This window comes from Streptomyces sp. NPDC057474 (assembly GCF_042802555.1).
Classification (GTDB): Bacteria; Actinomycetota; Actinomycetes; order Streptomycetales; family Streptomycetaceae; genus Streptomyces.
In genome coordinates, this window is the sequence record NZ_JBHVDX010000183.1 from 1 (window position 1) to 21,456 (window position 21,456).

At 72.3% G+C, this 21,456-nt stretch carries 20 protein-coding genes; 13 read left to right on the forward strand and 7 right to left on the reverse strand.

All coding sequences use genetic code 11. From position 1 onward, the window contains the following. Positions 1–569 precede the first annotated feature (569 nt). Entirely contained in the window at positions 570–1,151 is a 582-nt protein-coding gene (locus ACFU53_RS35605) for a helix-turn-helix domain-containing protein (RefSeq protein ID WP_384002086.1), read from the forward strand. A 7-nt stretch (positions 1,152–1,158) separates the two neighbouring features. Beyond that, entirely contained in the window at positions 1,159–1,911 is a 753-nt protein-coding gene (locus ACFU53_RS35610; protein WP_384002128.1) for a helical backbone metal receptor, read from the forward strand. On the opposite strand, the gene ACFU53_RS35615 is transcribed toward ACFU53_RS35610, so the two are convergent. After that, positions 1,838–3,031: a TDT family transporter gene (locus tag ACFU53_RS35615; protein ID WP_384002089.1), complete on the reverse strand. Its 1,194-nt coding sequence runs from the start codon at positions 3,029–3,031 to the stop codon at positions 1,838–1,840. The two genes, ACFU53_RS35610 and ACFU53_RS35615, sit on opposite strands and share 74 nt — an antisense overlap. A 70-nt stretch (positions 3,032–3,101) precedes the next feature. Here ACFU53_RS35615 and ACFU53_RS35620 point away from each other — a divergent pair, with 70 nt between their 5' ends. Continuing rightward, positions 3,102–4,028: a LysR family transcriptional regulator gene (locus ACFU53_RS35620; RefSeq protein ID WP_384002091.1), complete on the forward strand. Its 927-nt coding sequence runs from the start codon at positions 3,102–3,104 to the stop codon at positions 4,026–4,028. 114 nt (positions 4,029–4,142) lie between these two features. Here ACFU53_RS35620 and ACFU53_RS35625 read toward each other — a convergent pair whose 3' ends face one another. The 3 genes from ACFU53_RS35625 to ACFU53_RS35635 all read right to left on the reverse strand — a co-directional run bounded on the left by ACFU53_RS35625 (position 4,143) and on the right by ACFU53_RS35635 (position 7,212). Beyond that, positions 4,143–4,823 carry a gamma-glutamyl-gamma-aminobutyrate hydrolase family protein gene (locus ACFU53_RS35625; RefSeq protein ID WP_384002094.1) on the reverse strand — a complete coding sequence of 227 codons (681 nt, stop codon included), beginning with the start codon at positions 4,821–4,823 and terminating at the stop codon, positions 4,143–4,145. Between the two features lie 67 nt (positions 4,824–4,890). Then, the gene (eat, locus tag ACFU53_RS35630) at positions 4,891–6,330 is read right to left on the reverse strand and encodes an ethanolamine permease (protein WP_384002097.1); all 1,440 of its coding nucleotides are present in this window, start codon (positions 6,328–6,330) and stop codon (positions 4,891–4,893) included. A gap of 135 nt (positions 6,331–6,465) precedes the next feature. Continuing rightward, complete coding sequence (locus tag ACFU53_RS35635) at positions 6,466–7,212, reverse strand: FadR/GntR family transcriptional regulator (protein ID WP_384002101.1); 747 nt, start codon at positions 7,210–7,212, stop codon at positions 6,466–6,468. 105 nt (positions 7,213–7,317) lie between these two features. Here ACFU53_RS35635 and ACFU53_RS35640 point away from each other — a divergent pair, with 105 nt between their 5' ends. The 4 genes from ACFU53_RS35640 to ACFU53_RS35655 all read left to right on the forward strand — a co-directional run bounded on the left by ACFU53_RS35640 (position 7,318) and on the right by ACFU53_RS35655 (position 11,926). Next, positions 7,318–8,676 (forward strand): glutamine synthetase family protein, encoded by a 1,359-nt coding sequence (locus tag ACFU53_RS35640; protein WP_384002104.1) that lies wholly within the window; start codon positions 7,318–7,320, stop codon positions 8,674–8,676. Positions 8,677–8,760: 84 nt separating this feature from the next. Beyond that, positions 8,761–10,155: an aldehyde dehydrogenase family protein gene (locus ACFU53_RS35645; protein ID WP_384002107.1), complete on the forward strand. Its 1,395-nt coding sequence runs from the start codon at positions 8,761–8,763 to the stop codon at positions 10,153–10,155. After that, complete coding sequence (locus ACFU53_RS35650) at positions 10,152–10,943, forward strand: 3-oxoacyl-ACP reductase (protein ID WP_384002109.1); 792 nt, start codon at positions 10,152–10,154, stop codon at positions 10,941–10,943. Before ACFU53_RS35645 ends, ACFU53_RS35650 begins: the two co-directional genes overlap by 4 nt. 44 nt (positions 10,944–10,987) lie before the next feature. Next, complete coding sequence (locus tag ACFU53_RS35655; RefSeq protein WP_384002111.1) at positions 10,988–11,926, forward strand: DUF2510 domain-containing protein; 939 nt, start codon at positions 10,988–10,990, stop codon at positions 11,924–11,926. A 19-nt stretch (positions 11,927–11,945) separates the two neighbouring features. On the opposite strand, the gene ACFU53_RS35660 is transcribed toward ACFU53_RS35655, so the two are convergent. Next, complete coding sequence (locus ACFU53_RS35660) at positions 11,946–13,148, reverse strand: amino acid deaminase/aldolase (RefSeq protein WP_384002114.1); 1,203 nt, start codon at positions 13,146–13,148, stop codon at positions 11,946–11,948. Between the two features lie 732 nt (positions 13,149–13,880). Here ACFU53_RS35660 and ACFU53_RS35665 point away from each other — a divergent pair. Beyond that, complete coding sequence (locus ACFU53_RS35665) at positions 13,881–15,713, forward strand: hypothetical protein (protein WP_384002117.1); 1,833 nt, start codon at positions 13,881–13,883, stop codon at positions 15,711–15,713. 131 nt (positions 15,714–15,844) lie between these two features. Continuing rightward, complete coding sequence (mycP, locus tag ACFU53_RS35670; protein WP_384002131.1) at positions 15,845–17,062, forward strand: type VII secretion-associated serine protease mycosin; 1,218 nt, start codon at positions 15,845–15,847, stop codon at positions 17,060–17,062. Positions 17,063–17,095: 33 nt separating this feature from the next. Here mycP and ACFU53_RS35675 read toward each other — a convergent pair whose 3' ends face one another. Continuing rightward, positions 17,096–18,166, reverse strand: a complete 1,071-nt coding sequence (locus ACFU53_RS35675; protein ID WP_384002120.1) for a serine hydrolase — start codon at positions 18,164–18,166, stop codon at positions 17,096–17,098. 149 nt (positions 18,167–18,315) lie between these two features. Here ACFU53_RS35675 and ACFU53_RS35680 point away from each other — a divergent pair, with 149 nt between their 5' ends. Then, positions 18,316–19,047, forward strand: coding sequence for an SseB family protein (locus ACFU53_RS35680; RefSeq protein ID WP_384002123.1), 732 nt, complete (start codon positions 18,316–18,318; stop codon positions 19,045–19,047). A 22-nt stretch (positions 19,048–19,069) separates the two neighbouring features. On the opposite strand, the gene ACFU53_RS35685 is transcribed toward ACFU53_RS35680, so the two are convergent. After that, the gene (locus ACFU53_RS35685; protein ID WP_013004919.1) at positions 19,070–19,426 is read right to left on the reverse strand and encodes a DUF1844 domain-containing protein; all 357 of its coding nucleotides are present in this window, start codon (positions 19,424–19,426) and stop codon (positions 19,070–19,072) included. 370 nt (positions 19,427–19,796) lie between these two features. On the opposite strand from ACFU53_RS35685, the gene infC reads away from it, so the two are divergent. The 3 genes from infC (at position 19,797) to rplT (ending at position 21,332) form a co-directional block, all read left to right on the forward strand. Further along, positions 19,797–20,513, forward strand: coding sequence for a translation initiation factor IF-3 (gene infC / locus ACFU53_RS35690; protein ID WP_384002133.1), 717 nt, complete (start codon positions 19,797–19,799; stop codon positions 20,511–20,513). A 131-nt stretch (positions 20,514–20,644) separates the two neighbouring features. Next, positions 20,645–20,839 (forward strand): 50S ribosomal protein L35, encoded by a 195-nt coding sequence (gene rpmI, locus ACFU53_RS35695; protein WP_037701701.1) that lies wholly within the window; start codon positions 20,645–20,647, stop codon positions 20,837–20,839. A 109-nt stretch (positions 20,840–20,948) separates the two neighbouring features. Continuing rightward, positions 20,949–21,332 (forward strand): 50S ribosomal protein L20, encoded by a 384-nt coding sequence (rplT, locus tag ACFU53_RS35700; protein WP_329215731.1) that lies wholly within the window; start codon positions 20,949–20,951, stop codon positions 21,330–21,332. The last annotated feature ends 124 nt before the right edge of the window (positions 21,333–21,456 follow it).

A 21,456-nucleotide genomic window follows, 5' to 3' on the forward strand; every position in this document is an offset into this window, starting at 1 on the left:
GAACGGACGACGGTGGTCACGTACTGGAGTACGAGAGAGATCCGGACAACCATGTGGCGGTCCGGGGCCACCCGGTTTCGAAGCCCTGTCGGCAGGTGGGGCGGACCGCGCGCGAACCTCCAACTCCCCTCCAGGGTCCACGACTCGCGACGCGGGGAGCGAGCCCGGTGAGCAGCCGGACCGTGTCGTGGCTGCGCGGGACGGCTTCGGCGGGCGCCGGACGTACGCCCCGCGATCCGATGACGGGACGTGCCGGACGGGTCACCCCGCGCAGTCGCCATGGTGGCAGCCCCCTTTCCGTGACCGGGCGAGGGGCGGCGAACGGGGAGGCGGGACGGTGGCTCAACTGGCGAGAAGTGTGAGCATGGACCCCTTGCCGGTTTACAGGGATGTGACGGGCACATGAAACGGTTTGCCGAACATGCGTAGGGTGCAGAGAACTCATCAGGAGAAGCGCGCCCGATGAGTGCCGGACGGGTGGACATCCGTAACCGGACCCGTAAGCGTTCGCGAGCCCACCCGGTGGGCGTCCGTGAGCCGACCGACGAGCGAAGGAGGGAGCCGGAGCGATGGGCGACCACAAAGAACAGCCCCTTCGGGTGGGCGCGGCCGTCCGGCGGCGGCGCCGGGCACAGGAGCTCACCCTCGCCGCCGTGGCCGAGCGCAGCGGCCTGTCGGTCCCCTTCCTCAGCCAGGTGGAGAACGAACGGGCCCGCCCCAGCAGGCCCTCCCTGGAACGCATTGCCGACGCCCTCGGCACCACCGCCGTCGAACTGCTCGCCGCGGCAGACCCGGCGTGCAGCGTCGACGTCGTACGCGCCACCGACGAGGACGGTTTCACGCCCCCCGATTCCTGCTCGCGCTCCCTGGTGCGCGGTCACCACCAGTTGCACGCCATGGAGTTCACCGGCGACCACGACGAGGGCCGCGAGGTCCAGCACCGCAACGACGAGCTGATGTACGTCGTCGACGGCGCCGTCGAGGTCGAGGCCGAGGGCCGCGCCCACCGCCTCGGGCGCGGCGACACGCTGTACATGTCCGGTGGCGTACGGCACCGCTGGCGGGCCACCGAGCCCGACACCCGGGTGATCGTGGTGGCCGTCGCCGACCACATCGAGGCCCTGGAGGACCGGCACCGCAAGGGTGCGTGACGTCGCCGTGCGCTCCGTCTCCCGTGTCGTCTCCCTCGTCCCGTCACTGACGGAGGCCGTCGCCGTCTCGCTGCCCGGCGTGCTGGTCGGCGCCACCGACTGGTGCGGCCACCCGGGTGATCTGGATGTCGTACGGATCGGCGGGACCAAGAACCCCAAGACGGACGTCATCGCCCGCCTCGCCCCCGACCTCGTGATCGCCAACGAGGAGGAGAACCGCGAGCCCGACCTCACCGCCCTGCGGGAGGCGGGCGTCGAGGTCCTGATCACCGAGGTACGGGACGTGCCGGGCGCCTTCACCGAACTGGACCGCGTGCTGCGCGCCTGCGGAGCCGGGTCCCGGCCGCGCTGGCTGGACGAGGCGGAGGCGGCGTGGTCCCGGCTGCCGGACCCGGAGGCCGGGCCGCTCACCCCCGGCGGTCGTACGACCGCCGTGGTGCCCATCTGGCGCCGGCCCTGGATGGTCGTCGGCCGGGACACCTTCGCCGGTGACGTGCTCGCGCGGCTCGGCGTGGACAATCTGTACGCCGGGCACGCGGAGCGATATCCCCGGGTCCCCGTCGAGGAGTTGCGGGCCGCCGCCCCCGACGTCGTGGTCCTGCCCGACGAGCCGTACCGCTTCACCGCCGACGACGGCCCCGAGGCGTTCCCGGGGCTGCCGTGCGCCTTGCTGAGCGGCCGTCATCTCACCTGGTACGGGCCGTCGTTGGCCGAGGCTCCGCGGGTGCTGGGCGCGGCGCTGCGAGCAGCTCGCCGCTGATCAGCCCGCGTGCGGTGTACGCGGCGGCCGTGGCCCAGGCCGCCAGCAGCAGCGCGTAGAGCGCGACGGCGAGGGCGTCGAGGGCGGCGAGCCCCGTGTGCCGGGCCAGCCCCTCCGCGCCGGTCACACAGGTGCCGACCGGGAAGGTGAACGCCCACCACGCCATCGAGAACCCCATGCCCCGCCGCCGGGCCCGCACGACCATGGCCGTGGCGAGGGCGAGCCAGAGCAGCGCGAAGCCCATGACGGGGACGCCGTAGAGGACGGCGAACGCGGTGAGGCCGTGCGTGTACGGCGCCGGTACGGCACCGGGGGCCGCGTCGGCGAGGTGGCCGACGGCGGTGGTCGACTGCCCGAGCGGCCCCAGCACCAGGAACAGGCTCGGCGTGAGGGCGAGGGGCCACGGCCCCGCCGTGACCAGCCGGCCGAACACCAGCGGCAGCACGAGCAGCGTGGCCGACAGACTCAGCCCGAACAGCGCGAGGCAGCCGAACAACAGCGTCTGCCGGGCCTGCCCGGGCGGCAGATACGGGACGAGCAGCGGACCGAGCGCGGCGGAGACCAGGGGCGCGACGAGGGGGAGGAGCAGAACGGGGGTGACCTGGCCCGGCTCGATGCGGTGGCGTACGACCATCAGGTACGGCACGACGACGGCGGCGACCAGGCCCACGATCGTCCCGGCGCTGAAGAGCACGACGTCCAGCGCGACGGCGGCCCGGACCCCGATCCAGTCCCGGCCGACGACGAGGGCGCCGCCGCCGACGGCCAGCAGGGCCATGGAGAGACAGCCGTAGAAGGGGGCCACGGCCGGGTCGAGGAGGTGGGCGCGGGCCTGGTCGCGGTGGTGGGTCCAGTGCAGGGCGCGGGCCCCGAGGAGGGCGACCAGGGCGAAGAACGCGAGCGCCCAGAGCGCCGTGCAGACCGTCCGCAGGCCCGGGAGGTCCAGGGGGAGCCCGGCACCGGCGGACGCCACGATCGCGGTGCCCATGACCGGGGCGTACCAGTGGGGGCCGAGGTGGCGGAGGGCGGGGAGGGGGGAGGTGGGGGCCGGGGTGAGCCGTGGACGGCCGGGGCGGTCGAGGGGGCGGACGGTACGGACCGGACGTACTGCGGTGACCATGATGCGAGCGTCCCGCTGCCACGCGGGGCCCACCAGGGACTGCGGTTGTATGGGGACATAAGCTGGGGTTATGAGCGAGACGAGCGAGGCGCGGGGCGGGCTGGCCCATCGGGTGCCGGATCTCGGGGCGCTCGAACTGCTGCTGGCCGTGGCCCGGCTGGGCTCGCTCGGGCGGGCGGCGCGGGAGCTGGGGATCACCCAGCCGGCCGCGAGCAGCCGGATCCGCTCGATGGAACGGCAGCTGGGCGTCGCCCTGGTCGACCGGTCGCCGCGTGGGTCCCGGCTCACGGACGCGGGGGCGCTCGTCACGGACTGGGCCCGGCGGATCGTGGAGGCGGCCGAGGCGTTCGACGTGGGCGCGCAGGCGCTGCGGGACCGGCGCGACTCCCGGCTCCGTGTCGCCGCGAGCATGACCATCGCCGAGTATCTGCTGCCCGGCTGGCTCATCGCGCTGCGCACCGCACGCCCGGACACGGCGGTGTCGCTCCTCGCGGGCAACTCGACGGTCGTCGCGGAGCGGTTGCTCGCGGACGAGGCCGACCTGGGCTTCGTCGAGGGGCCGACCGTCCCGGCCGGGCTGGACGCGGCCGTGATAGCCCACGACCACCTGATCGTCGTGACCGCCCCGAGCCACCCCTGGGCCCGCCGCCGCAAGCCCCTGGAAGCGGCGGAACTGGCCTCCACGCCGCTGATCCTCCGCGAGAAGGGCTCCGGCACGCGGCAGGTCCTGGAGGCCGCCCTCGGCAGCCTGGCCCGACCCCTCATCGAGCTCTCCTCCACCACGGCGGTCAAGTCCTCCGTGCTGAGCGGTGCCGGCCCCGCCGTTCTGAGCGAGCTGGCCCTCGGCGAGGAGCTCTCCGCCCGGCGCCTTGTCGGTATCCCGGTGGACGGCGTACGCCTGCGGCGAGCCCTACGGGCGGTCTGGCCGACGGGACACCGGCCGACCGGTCCGGCACGGGATCTGCTGGGGCTCACGCAGGGGGCCGCGGTCGGCTGAGCCGCAGGGGATTCGCCCCCGCCGCCCCTACCCGTCCCCTCCTCGGGGCTCTGCCCCGGACCCCGTTCGCGCAGTTCCCCGCGCCCCCGAAAAGGAGCGCCGGTCCCGCGTGGCTCAGGACGCCGCGTGCGTGAGCGCCCGCATCACCCGTACGTCCTCGCCCATCTCCGGATGCCACTGGACGCCCAACACCCAGGCGGAGTCGGGTAGTTCGATGGCCTCGATGGTGCCGTCGGAGGCATACGCCGAGGCCAGCAGGCCGGCGCCGAGGCGGTCCACCGCCTGGTGGTGGTAGGTCGGGACGTCGGTCTCCTCGGCGGTGATGCCCGCGTAGCGGGTGCCAGGAACGGGCTTCACCGGGTGGCGGCCGAAGACGCCGACCTCGACGACGTGGTCGTCGAGGTGCTGGATCAGCGTGCCGCCGAGGGCGACGTTCAGGAGCTGCATGCCGCGGCAGATGCCGAGGAGCGGTGTGCCGGAGTCCAGCGCCGCCCGGATCAGGGCCAGCTCCCACGCGTCGCGCTCCGGTGCGGACGGGCCGCAGCGCGGGGAGCGCTCGGCGCCGTAGAGGGCGGGGTCCACGTCGGGCCCGCCCGCGATGACCAGGCCGTCGAGACGGGCGACCGCCCCGGCGGCGTACGACGGGTCGTCCGGCGGCAGCATCGCGGCGACGCCACCCGCCGCCTGCACGAGCCGGGGGTAGCCGACCGGCAGAAGGGCCGCCTCCAGCTCCCAGACGCCCCAGCGCGCGCCGGACTCCAGATACGTACTCACACCGATCAGCGGCCTGGTCACACGTGCTCCTCACTCATGGAACGGAACGGTCAGTCCGTGCCGACTCCGCACTCATGGCACGGCACGGTCAGTCCCGTGCCAACTCTGCCTCGGCGGCGGCCAGCGCGGCGAATTCCTCCTCCGGCGCCTTCGCCACCAGGTGCTTACGGCTGTAGAGCCCGAAGTACGCCGCCGCGACCACGTACACGACGAGCGCGATCATCGCGGCCGTCACGTCCACCAGGAAGGTCGCCACCAGCGCCGCGCACGCGAGGACGAGCGCGACCGAGGAGGTCAGCACCCCGCCCGGCGTACGGTACGGCCGCTCCAGCCCGGGCTCGCGGCGGCGCAGGACGATGTGCGACAGGGACATCAGCGCATAGCTGATCGTGGCGCCGAAGACGGCGATGTTCAGCATCCGGACGCTGTCGCCGGTGGCGGCGGCCAGTGCGAAGCCGATCGTGCCCGGCACCAGCAGGCCCAGGTACGGGGCCTTGCGGCCGCTGGTGAGGGACAGGACCCGGGGGAGGTAGCCGGCCCGGGAGAGGGCGAACAGCTGCCGGGAGCCCGCGTAGATCAAGGAGAAGAAGGATGCCACGAGGCCGGCCAGACCCGCGTAGTTCACGAACCGGCTGAGCGCCGTGGCCTTCCCGTCCGGCTGGAGCGCCTCGACCAGCGGGTTGCCGGCCGCCTGGATGGCGTCGGAGCCACGCGCCCCGGCCGCGGCGAAGAAGGTGATCACCGCCAGCACCACAAGGACGCCCATCGACCAGCGGATGGCCTTCGGCAGCGTACGGGCCGGGTCCCTGGTCTCCTCGGCGGCCAGCGGCACGCCCTCGACGCCCAGGAAGAACCACATGCCGAACGGGAACGCCGCCCAGATGCCGAGCAGCCCCATGGGCAGCCACGAACTGGCGCCGAACGCGGAGGAGTCGACCGGGATGTCGTCGAGCGAGGACACGCTGAAGTCGGGCAGCGCGCCCAGGGCGAAGACGATCAGGGCGAAGACCGCGAAGCCGGTGACGGCGAAGGTGACGATCAGCGCCTCGCCGACGCCCCACAGGTGGATGCCGATGAAGATCGCGAAGCAGACGAGATAGACCGGCCAGCTCGACGTCAGGCCGAAGAGACCCAGCGACTCGACGTAGTCGCCGATGAAGATCACGATGGCGGCGGGCGCGAGCACGTACTCGATCAGGATCGCCGTGCCGGTCAGGAAGCCGCCCCACGGGCCGAGCGCCCGGCGTGCGAAGCCGTAGCCGCCGCCCGCCGTTGGCAGGATCGCGGACAGCTCGGCGAGGGCGAAGACCAAACAGGCGTACATGGTGCCCATGAGCACCGTGGCGATCGCCAGACCGCCGAAGCCGCCCTCCGCCAGGCCGAGGTTCCAGCCGGAGAAGTCGCCGGAGACGACATAGGCGACACCGAGGCCGGTCAGCAGTACCCAGCCGGCGCTGCCCCGGCGGAGCGTTCGGCGCTCCAGGTAGTCGTCCGCCGCATCGGCGGTGTCCGTGGCTTTCAGGGACATGGCGCACTCTCCCCACTCAAAGGAATGGATGCATACCTTTGTGGGGTCGGTGGCCGAAAAGCAATACCCCTGCGTTAAGCGGGCGTAAATCCGTGCTCGTTCGGCGCGCGGAACGAGCACGCTCGCGGTGCGCCCTCACCCGAGGAAGCCGCGCAGCAGGGCCGCCGTGCCGGAGCAGTGCTCGCGCATGATCTCCCGCGCCGCCTCGGCGTCCTCGTCGAGAACGGCCTCGACCAGGGCCGTGTGCTGCTGCTGGGAGTGCTCCAGGTTCCGCACCAGCAGCGGGATGCAGTCGAGCAGGTCGTTGACCCCCGCGCGCACGGCCGCGTACTGGGCGGCGAGCGACGGGGAGCCGGACAGCTCGGCGATGGTGAGATGCAGCAGGGTGTCCAGGCGGCGGTACTCCGTGAGCGGCGCGTTGTGCGTACGGGCCAGGGCGGTACGCAACCGGTCGACCTCTTCGCTGGTCAGGCCGTGTGCCGCGCACAGACCGGCCGCGCCCACCTCCAGTACCTCACGGAAGCGCAGCGTGTCCTCGACGTCGATGTCCTTCAGGCGACGGCGCAGCTCGTCCTCGCCCGGGGTGTCGACGCGCGGCAGCACGAACGTTCCTCCGTACCGTCCGCGCCGCGCCTCGATCAGGCCCTGGTCCTGCAGCACCTTCAGCACCTCGCGCAGCGTCACCCGGCTGATCCCGAGCCGCTCGGCCAGCTCGCGTTCCGCCGGCAGCCGCTCGCCGCCCGGCACCAGACCGAGCCGCACGACCTGCAGGATCTGCTCCAGGGCCTCCTCGAAGCCGTTGCCCGCCCGTACCGGCCGCAGCACGGACGCCAGTCGGTCTTCGGCCCAGGGAGTCCCTTGTCCCGACCCTGTCTGCGACATGTGGACGCTCCCCCTTCCCAACTAATGGTTACGGGTAATACCTTATGGCTCCCGGATGGCTGAATGGCTCCCGGATGGCCGAAGAAGCCCCTAGGAGGCTTTCCCGTGGCAGACCGCACACCCCCGCTCTCCGTCGAGGAACTGCACACCCTCGTCGCGGGCGGTGAGATCGACACTGTCGTCCTGGCCTTCCCCGACATGCAAGGGCGCCTCCAGGGCAAGCGGTTCGCCGCGCGCTTCTTCCTCGACGACGTGCTCGCCCACGGCACCGAGGGCTGCAACTACCTGCTCGCCGTCGACACCGAGATGAACACCGTCGACGGCTACGAGATGTCCTCCTGGGACCGCGGCTACGGCGACTTCGCCATGCACCCGGACCTCAGCACCCTGCGCCGGGTGCCGTGGAACGAGGGCACGGCGATGCTGATCGCCGACCTGGCCTGGAACGACGGCTCGCCGGTCGTCGCCGCGCCCCGCCAGATCCTGCGCCGCCAGCTGGAGCGCCTCGCCGAACTGGGCTACACGGCCAACGTGGGCACCGAGCTGGAGTTCATCGTCTTCAAGGACACCTACGAGCAGGCCTGGGACGCCGGTTACAAGGGTCTGACCCCGGCGAACCAGTACAACATCGACTACTCGGTGCTCGGCACGGGCCGTATCGAGCCCCTGCTCCGGCGGATCCGCAACGACATGGAGGCCGCCGGGCTGACCGTCGAGTCCGCCAAGGGTGAGTGCAACCCCGGCCAGCACGAGATCGTCTTCAAGTACGACGAGGCCCTGGTCACCTGCGACCAGCACGCGGTCTACAAGACCGGCGCCAAGGAGATCGCCTCGCAGGAGGGTGTCTCGCTCACCTTCATGGCGAAGTTCAACGAGCGCGAGGGCAACTCCTGCCACATCCACCTGTCCCTGGCGGACGCCGACGGCGCCAACGTCATGGCCGACGGCCACGACATGTCGCCGGTCATGCGCCACTTCCTCGCCGGACAGCTCGCCGCGCTCCGCGACTTCTCGCTGCTCTACGCGCCCAACATCAACTCGTACAAGCGGTTCCAGCCGGGCTCCTTCGCGCCGACCGCCGTGGCCTGGGGCTACGACAACCGGACCTGCGCCCTGCGCGTCGTCGGCCACGGCCGCTCGATGCGCTTCGAGAACCGGCTTCCCGGCGGTGACGTCAACCCGCACCTCGCCGTCGCCGGGCTGATCGCGGCCGGGCTGTACGGCATCGAGCAGAAGCTCGAACTGCCGGAGGTGTGCACGGGGAACGCGTACGCCGCCGAGTACGACCAGGTGCCGACCACCCTCCGCGAGGCCGCCGAGCTGTGGGCGAACAGCCCCATCGCCAAGGCAGCCTTCGGCGACGAGGTCGTCGCGCACTACCGCAACATGGCCCGCGTCGAGCTGGCCGCCTTCGACGCGGCCGTGACCGACTGGGAGCTGCGCCGTTCCTTCGAACGTCTGTGATTCACCGACCACGTCGGTGATTCACGAGCACGTCCGTGATTCACCGACCACGTCCGTGATTCACCCGCTGTGAGAGGTCCTGTCTTGTCCGAGCAGTCCCAGCAGTACGAGCAGCAGCTCCAGGTACTGAACCCCGCCACCGAGGAGGTCGTCGCCACGGTCCCGGCCGCCGACGCGGCGGCCGTCGACGCGGCCGTCGCCCTGGCGACCAGGGTCCAGCGGCTCTGGGCCGCCATGGCCCCCGCCGACCGTGCCCGGCTGTTGCGCCGCTTCGCCGCGACCGTGGACGAGCACCTCGAGGAGCTGGCCCTCCTTGAGGTCCGGGAGGCCGGGCACACCATCGGCAACGCCCGCTGGGAGGCCGGCAACGTCCGGGACCTGCTCGACTACGCGGCGGGTGGCGTGGAGCGGCTCACCGGACACCAGATCCCGGTGGCCGGCGGTCTCAACGTCACCCTCCTCGAACCGCTCGGCGTCGTCGGCGTGATCGCCCCCTGGAACTTCCCGATGCCCATCGCGGCCTGGGGTGTCGCCCCCGCGCTCGCGGCCGGCAACGCGGTGATCCTCAAGCCCGCCGAGACGACGCCGCTCACCGCACTCCGCCTGGTCGAACTCTCCCGCGAGGCGGGCCTGCCCGAGGGCCTGTTCCAGGTGCTGCCCGGCCACGGCCCCGTCACCGGCAACGCCCTCGTCGAGCACCCCGGCGTCGCGAAGATCGTCTTCACCGGGTCGACGGCCGTGGGCAAACAGGTGCTGGCGAAGGGCTCGGCGCTGCTCAAGCGCGTCACCCTCGAACTCGGCGGCAAGAGCCCCAACATCGTCTTCGCCGACTCCGACCTCGAAGCCGCCGCCGCGGCCGCCCCCATGTCGTTCCTCGACAACTCCGGCCAGGACTGCTGCGCCCGCACCCGCATCCTCGTCCAGCGCTCCGCCTACGACCGCTTCCTCGACCTCCTCGCCCCCGGCATCGAGTCCGTCCGCGTCGGCGACCCGGCCGACGAGACCACCCAGATGGGCCCGCTCATCTCCAGGGTCCAGCTGGACCGCGTCCGTTCGTACGTCGACCCGGACGCCCCCGGCATCCGCGGCAAGGCCCCCGAGGGCCCCGGCTTCTGGTTCCCGCCGACCGTGCTCACCGGCGTGGAGCCCGGCGCCCGGGTGGCCACCGAGGAGGTCTTCGGCCCGGTCGCCGTCGTCCTCCCCTTCGAGGACGAGGCCGACGCGATCCGGCTCGCCAACGACACTCCCTACGGCCTCTCCGGCTCCATCTGGACCCGGGACGTCGGCCGCGCGCTGCGCGTCTCCCAGGCAGTCCGCGCGGGCAACCTGTCCGTCAACTCCCACTCCAGCGTCCGCTACTGGACCCCCTTCGGCGGCTTCAAGCAGTCCGGCATCGGCCGCGAACTCGGCCCGGACGCCCTGACCGCCTTCACCGAAACCAAGAACGTCTTCATCAGCACGGAGGGCCCCGCACAGTGACCGCATCCCCTGACGAGAACATCTGCCGCCGCCTGGTCGGCCGCACCGCCGTCATCACCGGCGCCGGCAGCGGCATCGGCCTCGCCACCGCCCGCCGACTCGCCTCCGAGGGCGCGCACGTCGTCTGCGGCGACCTGGACGAAGCGCGCGGCAAGGCGGCCGCCGAGGAGGTCGGCGGGCTTTTCGTGAAGGTCGACGTCACCGACGCCGAGCAGGTCGATGCGCTCTTCAAGACCGCGTACGACACCTACGGCAGCGTCGACATCGCCTTCAACAACGCGGGTATCTCGCCGCCCGACGACGACTCCATCCTGGAGACCGGCCTGGAGGCCTGGAAGCGGGTCCAGGAGGTCAACCTCACCTCCGTGTACCTGTGCTGCAAGGCCGCGATCCCCTACATGCGGCGCCAGGGCAAGGGCTCGATCATCAACACCGCGTCCTTCGTGGCCCGGATGGGTGCGGCGACCTCCCAGATCTCGTACACGGCCTCCAAGGGCGGTGTGCTGGCGATGTCGCGGGAGCTGGGCGTGCAGTTCGCGCGGGAGGGCATCCGCGTCAACGCGCTCTGCCCGGGACCGGTCAACACCCCGCTGCTCCAGGAGCTGTTCGCGAAGGACCAGGAGCGGGCCGCGCGCCGGCTCGTGCACATCCCGGTCGGACGGTTCGCCGAGGCCACCGAGATCGCTGCCGCCGTCGCGTTCCTCGCCAGCGACGACTCGTCCTTCGTCAACGCCACCGACTTCCTGGTCGACGGAGGCATTTCGGGCGCGTACGTCACCCCGCTCTAGGGCAACCGGAACACCGGCACAGTCGGTGTGATTAAAGTGCCGGGATGAGCAGTTCGCCGCCGCCCGGCTGGTACCGCGACCCGTCCTACCCGCTCACCGAACGCTGGTGGGACGGGACCGCGTGGACCGACCACCGGCGCCAGCCGGAGCAGCCCGTGCCGCCCGTGCTCCAGCCCCAGCCGCCCACGCGCAAGGGCCCCGGACGCACCAAGGTCGTCGCGCTGGCCGCCGTCGGGGCCGTCCTGGTCGCCGGAGCGGTCACGGGCGGCGTCCTCCTGCTCGGCGGGGACGGCGACGGCGGCCAGGAGACGAGGACGGCTACCGCCTCCCCGACCTCCGACGCCGACGGGAGCGACAGCCCGACCCCCACGAAGCCCGCCACCGCGTCCCCCACCGGCGATCCGGCCGTCGTCGTGGACGACCTCAACGGCGTCACCTTCCCGATCCCCGAGGGCTGGACCGACGGTGACGGATCCGCCGAGGACGACGCCGTCCTGGTCACCGACGGCGGCCTCTACGACTGCCCCGGCGACAACGGTCTGTGCCGCAGGGGCACCGTCGTCTCGCGGACCGTGACCGGCAGCAGCGAGACGTCCCCGAAAATCCTCGCCGAGAACGACATCGAGGACGCGGCGAACGACGCGTACGACCGCGACGAACTGGACCGGCGCCCGTACAACGGCATCACCGGCCATGAGGTCGTCGACTCCGGTTCGGTCGCCGTCGCGGGCCGCGCCGGCTACTACGTGCGTTGGCGCGTCACGACCGGGGCCGGACCCGGCGGCTACGTCCAGTCCCTCGTCTTCCCGTCCAGCAGCGGCTCCGAGGCCCCGGTGCTCGTCCGGTTCGCCGTCGACGCGGGCGACGACGGCCCGCCGGTCGGCGACATCGACGAGATCGTCGAGGGCATCCGGCCGGTGGGCGACGCGGACGCGGACGCGGACACGGGCGGGGGAGTGGGCAGCAGCCTCGGCCCGTCGTGAGCCCAGGAACGCTGCAGGGCTACAGGAACGTGTGGCCCTCGCCGCGATACGTCGGCACGGCCGCCGTCACCTCGTCGCCCTCCACCAGGTGCAGCACGTCGAACCGCTCGCACAGCTCGCCGGCCTTGGCGTGCCGGAACCACACCTTGTCGCCGAGCAGCAAGTCGTCCGCCGGCGCGCCGAGCAGCGGGGTCTGCACCTCGCCGGGGCCCTCCTGCGGGTCGTACTTCAGCCCCTCGGGCAGATACGGCACCGGCAGCCGGTCGGGGCCGGGCGCGCCGGAGGCCGGGTAGCCGCCGCCGAGCACGGTGACGACCCCGACACCGGGGCGCCGTACGACGGGCATGGCGAACAGCGCGGCCGGACGCCCGCTGAACGAGGTGTAGTTGTCGAAGAGCCGAGGCACGTAGAGCCCGGAGCCGGCGCCGATCTCGGTGACCGCGTCCTCCGCCGCCGTGTGCTGCACACTGCCCGTGCCGCCGCCGTTGACGAACTCCAGGTCCGGCGCCACCCGCCGTACGGCGCGCACGACTTCGGCCCGCCGCGCGGCCAGCTCCTTCTTCGCCGTGGCCTGCATCATCCGCACGGCACGCGAACGTAGCGGCCGCCCGGCAACCGAGTCGCCGACACCGGCGATGTGGCCCTCGTACGCCATGATCCCGACCAGCTTGAACCCCGGGCGCTCGGCGACCGCGCGGGCCATGTCGGCGACCTGTGCGGGGGAGTGCAGCGGGGAGCGCCGCGCCCCGACGCGCACCCGTCCGCCGAGAAGCTTCAGCGAGGTGTCCAACTCCAGGCAGACGCGAACGACTTCGGTGCCGCCCCGCCGGGAGTTGTCGATCAGCTGGAGCTGGGCGGGGTCGTCGACCATGACGGTCACGGCGGCTGCGAGCTTGGGGTCGCCCGCCAGCTCGGCGAAGGCCTCGTGGTCGGCCGACGGGTAGGCGAGGAGGACGTCCTCGAACCCGGAACGGGCCAGCCACAGGGACTCGGCGAGGGTGAACGACATGATGCCCTGGAAGCCCTCACGGGCCAGGACCCGCTCCAGAAGCGCCCGGCAGCGAACGGACTTGCTCGCGACGCGGATCGGCTTGCCACCGGCCCTGCGGACGAGATCGTCGGCGTTCGCGTCGAAGGCGTCGAGGTCGACGATCGCCAGAGGTGCGTCGAGATGAGCTGTAGCCCGGTCGTACCGGGCCCGGTCGGCGGCGCGCGCAGTCATGCACGAAGCCTGCCAGACATGATTACCGCAGGGTAGGGGGACGTTCCGGGCAGAAGCCACGGGCCGGCGGACTGGTTCCCGTTCGACCGGGGCCAACCCGTAGAGTGACGCGCACGCAGGGACGACCTCGACGGGGGTGTCGATCCGCTGCCACGGGTATGGCTTGCCCGCGGTGTTGGCGGACCGTCGGCGGGGCGACTCCCAGGTATGCGTGACGACCGCTCCCCAACGGCGGTCGGACGCCCGGACGACCTCCGGGTCGGCACGGGACGAGGAAACGGGGGGTGCATGAGCACGGAAGCGCGCCGCGCCTCCATCCCCCCACGGCCACCGGCCCCACCCCGCCCGTCCATACCACCGGACCACGACCCGTCGACCGCGACACCGGGCGCCACGCCATCGGACACCGCGACACCGGGCGCCCCGACTCGGCCGCCGTCACGGGGACCGGGGTTCGACAGCGAGGCGCCGGGTGCCTGTGCGCCCGCCCCGGGTACGCCGCCCACCCCGGCTACGCGCCCGTCCGCCTCGGGTGCGCCCGGCCCGCTTCCTCCGCCCGGCTCCGGCCCGGTGGGGGGCTCCTCGGTTCCCCCGCCCCGCCCGGATCGCGTGCCCTCGACCGGGAACGGTCCGACCGTGCCACGCCGTCCGCAGCGGCCGCCGGTGGCGGGTGTGCCCGCGCGACCCAGCACTCCGCCTCGTCCGTCCTCGGCGCCGTCGTCGACGCCGGGCGTGACTCGGGAGGTACGGCGCCCGGATGCGGCGGACGCGCCGAACACCACGGAGAACAGCGAGAGTTCCGGCAGCCGGGGCGGGCCCACGCCCTCCCGTACGCACGGCCCCGGCCCGGCGGCCGGTCAGGGCGGCCTCTCGCGAGGCTCCCGACAGGCAGCCGGACAGAGCCCCGCACGCGGCTCCGGCCAGACGGCCGGGCGCAACCCCGCGCGTGGTTCTGCTCAGCCGGTCGGTCAGAGCCCCGAGCGCGGTTCCGCCGAGGATGGTGGCACCACCCAGCGCCGCGCCGAACACCCGCGCTTCGCCGACTTCCGGCGCTCGGCGAGCCAGAACGGCGGCACCCCTGCCACCCCGCCGCCCCCGGCCGCCTCCGCCCGTTTCCCGGACTCCCCACCGGCGGCCTGGACCCGTTTCCTCAACGCTCCACCGGCGGCTTCGACTCATTTCCCGGATGCCCCGCCGACGGCGTCGGCCCGTTTCCCGGACGGTCCACCGGCCGCTCGTCGCCCGGACGACACCCCGCCCCCGGCCGGGGCTCGCTTCCCCGACACCCCGCCCTCGGTGCGCGACGCCGGACGGCGTACGGGTGCCGCCCACTCCTCGGGTGTCCGGGCCGGCGACTCGGCCCCGACCCTCGGCGACCGTCCGTCCCGGCCTTCTGCCCCTTCTGCCGACGGCGCACCATCTCGGTCCTCCGGCCCTTCCTCCGGCGGTCGCTCGCCCCGTCCCTCCGACTCCACCCCCGGCGGCACGTCTCCCCGCCCGGCCGGGCAGCCCCCGACGTCGGCGCCCCGTAACGGCGTACCGGCTCCCGGCGGTGCCGTCCAGCCCCCGGCCTCGCCCCTCCGTCGCCCCCTGCCCGAAGAGGCCGGCCCCGAGGGCACTCCTCGGCCGCGGCCCATCACGCCCGAGCGCCCCGGTGGCTGGCAGCCTCCGTCGAGTTCGTCCCGGCGGTCCGCCGAAGCGCTCGACGGCGTCCTCGGCGCGTCTCCCGGGCGGCCCTTCGTGACGTTCGCGCAGCCGGACACGTCGCCGTGGACGCGACCCGCGTCGTACGAGGGGCGACGCAAGCCGAGGCCCTCCAAGGCCCGGGCGGCGGCCGTCGCCGCATGCGTGGTGCTCGGTGTCGGGCTCATCGGCGGCGCGGCGGCCGGGAGTTGGCTCACCGGAGACTCCGGGGCGGACGGCTCCCGCGACACCTTCGCGGTGGCCGGAGAGCTGTGGCACGGCGTACCCGTCGACGAGTTGTTCCCGCCCACCGTCCAGGGCGAGGGCGCCGGACCCGGCGGCACCGACCGCACCTGGACCCGGGTCGCCGTCTCGCCCGACAGCGGCTGCGCGGACGCCTTCGACCCGCTGCTGCGCAAGGCCCTCGCCCCCGTCGGCTGCCTGCGACTGCTGCGCGCCACCTACACCGACGCGACCCACAGCAACGTCACCACCGTCGGCCTGATGTTCACCAGGACCGACGCCGCCGCCATGGCCGCGCTCAGGACCCGCTTCGCGCAGGACGGCCTCGACCGCCGTACCGACCTGATGCCCCGCCCGTACGCCGCCGAGGACACCGTCGCCGCAGGCTTCGGCGACAACCAGCGGGCCTCCTGGACGATTTCCGTCCTCACCGACGTCCCCGTCGTCGTCTACGCCGTCTCGGGTTTCGCCGACGGCCGCACCGTCACCGAACCGCAGCCCGCTGCGGACGCGATGAAGTCCGGTGCCACCACCGCCCCCGCCCAGTCCGGCCTCGGCCACGAGGCGAAGGGCCTCGCCGACCGCATCGAACGCGGCCTGCGCAAGACCGCCGCGTCCGCCACGGAGCAGCCTTCATGAAAGCCGAGAAAGCCGAGAAACCCGAGACCGCTGAGCAGGCCGCGACAGCCGAGCCGGCTGGAACGGCCGAGAGCGCTGACAGAGCCGAGGCAGCCGACCCCGCTGGAAGAGCCGCGCAAGCCGTGACGCCCGTGGCCGCCATCCGAGCCGGCCGGCGTGCCCGGGGCCGCCGCCGCCCCCTGCGTCTCGCTCTCCTCAGCGTCCCCCTCGCCGCCTCCCTTGCCCTCCTGCCGTCCACCGCCGCGCACGCCGACGGCATCCGGGACCAACAGTGGGCGTTGGGCGCGATGCGCACGCAGGAGGCGTGGCGTACGACGGAAGGGGCCGGTATCACCGTCGCGGTCCTCGACACGGGCGTCGACGACGAGCACCCGGACCTGGCCGGCAACGTCCTGCCGACGAAGGACATGGTCGGCTTCGGGGCCTCGCGCGGCGACCGCTCCTGGGCCCGGCACGGCACCGCCATGGCCGGAATCATCGCCGGGCACGGCCACGGCGTGAACAACGCCGAAGGCGTCCTCGGCGTCGCCCCCGAGGCGAAGATCCTCCCCGTCCGCGTCATCCTCGAAGACGGCGACTCGGCCCGTTCCAAGGCCCGCAGCACCCGTGGCAACGCCCTGGCCCAGGGCATCCGCTGGGCCGCCGACCAGGGCGTAGACGTCATCAACCTCTCCCTCGGCGACGACTCCGAGTCCGCCCACCCGGAACCCTCCGAGGACGCCGCCGTCCAGTACGCCCTGGAGAAGGGCTCGATCGTCGTCGCCTCGGCAGGCAACGGCGGCGAGAAGGGCGACCACATCTCGTACCCGGCGGCCTACCCCGGCGTGATCGCGGTGACCGCCGTCGACGAGGACGGCAACCGCGCCCCGTTCTCCACCCGCCGCTGGTACGCCACCGTCAGCGCCCCCGGCGTCGACGTCGTCATCGCCGATCCGGACCGCAAGTACTACGAGGGCTGGGGCACCAGCGCCGCCGCGGCCTTCGTCTCCGGCGCCGCCGCCCTCATCAAGGCGGCCCACCCGAGCCTGACCCCCGCCGAGGTCAAACGCCTCCTGGAGGGCACCGCCCGCGAAGCCCCCGTCGGCGGTCGCGACGACTCCCGGGGCTTCGGCTTCGTCGACCCGGCGGCCGCCATCGAGGAGGGCGCCAAGCTCACGTCCGACGACCTCAAGACCGCGTCGTACGGCGGCAAGTACTTCGGCTCCGGCCCGGACCCGGTCGAGGAGGAGGACCCCACCGCCGGCTGGACCGCCCCCGCCGCCGGCGGCCTCGGCGTGGTCCTGCTGGTCACCGCGGTGGTGGTCTGGCGCGGACGCGGTCGCGGCCGGCCCGACGAGTACGTCATCTGACTCCCACGTCCACGGTTACGTGTACGCGTACACCTACGATGTCGTGGACGCGCTCGCCGTGACCGTCGCGTCCGTCGCGTCCGCCGGATCCCCCGTCTCCGTCGGCTCCCCCGTGTCCCCGAACACCGAGACGGCCGCCTTCGCCGCCTCCTCGACCAGCGAGATCCCCTTCGCCTTCGTCGTGTTGCCGTTCGACACCACCGCGACCAGGTAATCCCGCCCGTCCACCGTGACCCGGCCGACGCTGTTGATGTCCCACAGCCCGGTGGCGGTACGCGGCAACCACCCGTTCTTCAAAGCGAATCCGGACCCCGAGGCCCCGCCCGCCGCCGCCGAGACACCCCAGTCCTGTCCCTCCGCGATCTGCCCCATCAGCCCCTGGACGTACGCCCGAGAGGCCTCGCTCAGCTCGGATGTGTCGTTGTCGCCGAACACCTGCTGGAGCAGGGCGAGTTGATCGGCCGACGTGGTCTGCGTGAGCCCCCAGTACAGACCGTCGCCGCCCTCGGTGTCCGTCAGCCCCAACCGATCGTTCGCGGCGTCGAGGCCCGCCGCCTGCCCGATGGCCTTCCACAGAGCCGTCGCGGAGACGTTGTCGCTGTCGCGGATCATCGCGGAGGCGTACGTCTTCTCCTGCGCGGTGAGCCGTCGGTCCGCGTCCTGTGCCTGGAGCAGCAGCGCCGCCAGAATGTCCATCTTCACGATGCTCGCGGTGTCGAACCGAGCGTCCCCGTGGACGGCCGAGTCCCCGGACGCCACGTCGAGCACGGACACCGACACCGCCGCCCCGTTCTCGACGGTCACGTCCGCAAGGGCCGTCGCGAGCAGCTCGTCGTGGTCCACCGCGGGCGCCGCCACAGGTTCCACCGAAGCCTCCTCAGCGACCGCGTCCGCGCCCGGCGCGGTGGAAGCGGAGGCCGAGGGCGAAACCGACGATGACGCCGACGACGATACGGCGGAGCTCCCGCCGTCCTGCGCCTGGGCCCTCATGAACACCGTCCCGGCGGCCGTGCCGCCCAGCAGGACGAGGGCGGCGAGCGCGATGCGGACGAGCGGGCGGTGCCCGGACGGGCGGACGCGGCGACGGGCTCTGAGAGAGGGCATGCCGCGATGGTTCTGCGCCGCGCTGTGCGGCTGGTTAGGCGATTGTTAGATGCTTGTCAGGGATAGCTGAGAAAACCGTGAGTGATGTGACGCTCACGTTTCCGGCCTGCCGAACGCCCAGGAGACTTCCCCCGATAGGGTCGACGACCGTGGCGAACAAGAACATTCCCGACCCCGGCTTCTCCGACGACGACGGCTCCGCCGACCCCCGGCTGAGCGCCGCGCTCGCCGCCTGGGCCGAGGACCGGACCGCCGTGGGCCCCGTCCTCGAAGCCCTCAAGGGCGCCCGGCTGCTCGTGCCCGTCGTGGCCGTGCTCGGCGAGGTCGAGGTGGACGAGAAGGGGCTGCGCCGCGAGAGGACCAGCGATATGGCCGTCCCCACCCTGAAGGCCGGCGGCCGCACCGCCCTGCCCGCCTTCACCTCCACCGACTCCCTCGCCCGCTGGGACCCCGCCGCCCGCCCCGTCGCCGTACCCCTGCACCAGGCCCTGCAGGCCGCCGCGCACGAGAAGGCCGACACGATCGTTCTCGACCTCGCGGGCCCCGTCCCCTACGAGCTGACCGGCCGCGCCCTGCTAGCGCTCGCCGAGGGACGCACCACCACCGACCCCCTCGCCGACCCCGCGGTCCTCGACGCCGTACGCTCCGCCGTCGCCGCCGAGCCGGCCGTGCTCCGCGCCCACCTCGGCCCCGGACAGGCCGACGGCACCCTCGCCCTCGTCCTGGACCCGTCCGCCGGCCCGGCCGAAGCCGCGCAGTCCGTGGCGGGCCGCCTCGCCGCCGACGAGACACTGAGGGCCCGCCTGGTACGCGGCCTCGACCTGGCACTGCTGCCGGCCGGGGCGACGCCACCGGGCGAGCCCTTGTATGTACGGGAGTAGCCGTTATGTACAGACGTGAGGATCAGCCGTAGACCGGGCCCGTGTACTTCTCGCCCGGACCCTGACCCGGCTCGTCCGGCACGACCGACGCCTCGCGGAACGCCAGCTGCAGCGACTTCAGACCGTCGCGCAGCGGCGCCGCGTGGAACGAGCTGATCTCGGTCGCGGACGCGTCCAGCAGACCGGCGAGGGCGGAGACCAGTTTGCGGGCCTCGTCCAGGTCCTTGTACTTGTCGCCCTCCTCCGTCAGGCCGAGCTTCACCGCGGCGGCGCTCATCAGGTTGACGGCGACCGTCACGATCACCTCGACCGCGGGGACCTCGGCGATATCGCGGGTCATCGAGTCGAAGTCGGGGTTCTCAGGAGGGGTCTCACTCATGCCCCACACGATAGGCCCCGGCGCGTACGCCCCGACCTGCGGGAGTCGGCTGCGCCCCGATTGGCACCCCAGGTTTGAACCCGCTATGGTTAGGTCTACGACCGGCTGGACACCTGTGTGTCCGGCCCGCAAGTGGAGGCTCCGAACTCCCACCTGACTGTCCTCCGGGACGGCAGGTCATCCGGTCAGACGGCCCCCACCGTTCCGTACGGACGGTGGAGTCGTCCGAAAGTGCGCCCCGCGGTTCACCGCGGCGGTGCTCCGGCAGTCCTTGGAGCCCCGCCTGTGACCCGTCCGGGGCATTTTTCATGCGCCGTGACGGTTGGTCCCTATGTCAACCAGACATAACACGGCGGTCCGCCAGACCGGCGTGTGGTGCTACCGAGGAGGATCCATCAGCACCGAGCCCCGCATCAACGACCGGATTCGCGTTCCCGAGGTGCGACTTGTCGGTCCCAGCGGCGAGCAGGTCGGGATTGTTCCGCTTGCCAAGGCCCTGGAGCTTGCGCAGGAGTACGACCTCGATTTGGTCGAGGTGGCCGCGAGTGCGCGTCCCCCGGTCTGCAAGCTCATGGACTACGGGAAGTTCAAGTACGAGTCGGCCATGAAGGCCCGTGAGGCGCGCAAGAACCAGGCGCACACGGTCATCAAGGAAATGAAGCTCCGGCCGAAGATCGACCCGCACGACTACGACACCAAAAAGGGTCACGTCGTCCGGTTCCTCAAGCAGGGCGACAAGGTCAAGATCACGATCATGTTCCGTGGTCGTGAGCAGTCCCGGCCCGAGCTGGGCTACCGACTGCTGCAGCGTCTGGCTTCGGACGTCGAGGACCTCGGGTTCATCGAGTCGAACCCGAAGCAGGACGGCCGAAACATGATCATGGTTCTCGGTCCGCACAAGAAGAAGACCGAGGCGATGGCCGAGGCCCGTCAGGCGCAGGAAGCCCGGAAGGCGGAAGCGAAGGCCAACCCCGGCAAGTCGCAGAACGCCGCCGAGCACACCGACGCCGAGGACACCGACGTGGAGGACACCGACGTGGAGCACGTCGAGGTCGAGGCGCCGGCCGAGGAGCCTGCCGAGGCGTAAGTCCCCGGGACGCGAGTCCGGGGGAAGCCCTGGACACGGGTCCAGGGTGTCAACCGATAGGAATGACGTTCCGTCGTGCCCGGTTTCGCGACCGGGCACCGGAGCGCCACTGACGAGGAGAGAACGGCGCTATGCCGAAGAACAAGTCGCACAGCGGTGCCAGCAAGCGCTTCAAGATCACCGGCTCCGGCAAGGTGCTCCGTGAGCGCGCCGGCAAGCGCCACTACCTCGAGCACAAGTCGTCCCGCGTGACGCGTCGCCTCACCGGCAACGCCGAGATGGCCCCGGGCGACGCCGCGAAGATCAAGAAGCTTCTCGGCAAGTGACGCGACGGCGCCTGATCAACCGATCGGTGCGCGCCGTACGTCAGGACCGGGACCCCATCGATTTCGGGCCGTGTGAGGACAACCACGGCCCCGCTACAAGGAGTTAAAAGTGGCACGCGTCAAGCGGGCAGTCAACGCCCACAAGAAGCGCCGGGCGATCCTCGAAGCCGCCTCCGGCTACCGCGGTCAGCGTTCGCGCCTGTACCGCAAGGCCAAGGAGCAGGTCACCCACTCGCTGGTCTACAACTACAACGACCGCAAGAAGCGCAAGGGCGACTTCCGTCAGCTGTGGATCCAGCGCATCAACGCTGCGGCCCGACAGAACGGCATGACGTACAACCGCCTCATCCAGGGTCTGAAGGCCGCCAACATCGAGGTCGACCGCAAGATCCTCGCCGAGCTGGCCGTCAACGACGCCACCGCGTTCGCCGCGCTGGTCGAGGCCGCCCAGAAGGCGCTGCCGGCGGACGTGAACGCGCCCAAGGCTGCGTGACGCTCGCGCTGGCTCGAGCCGCGTGTGGTGTGCCCGGACCCGTAGGCGTTCGTCGCCTGCGGGTCCGGGCGTTTTTTTGGGTGCGTTGTCGGGTGCGGGTGGTTCGTGGTCGCTCGCGCAGTTC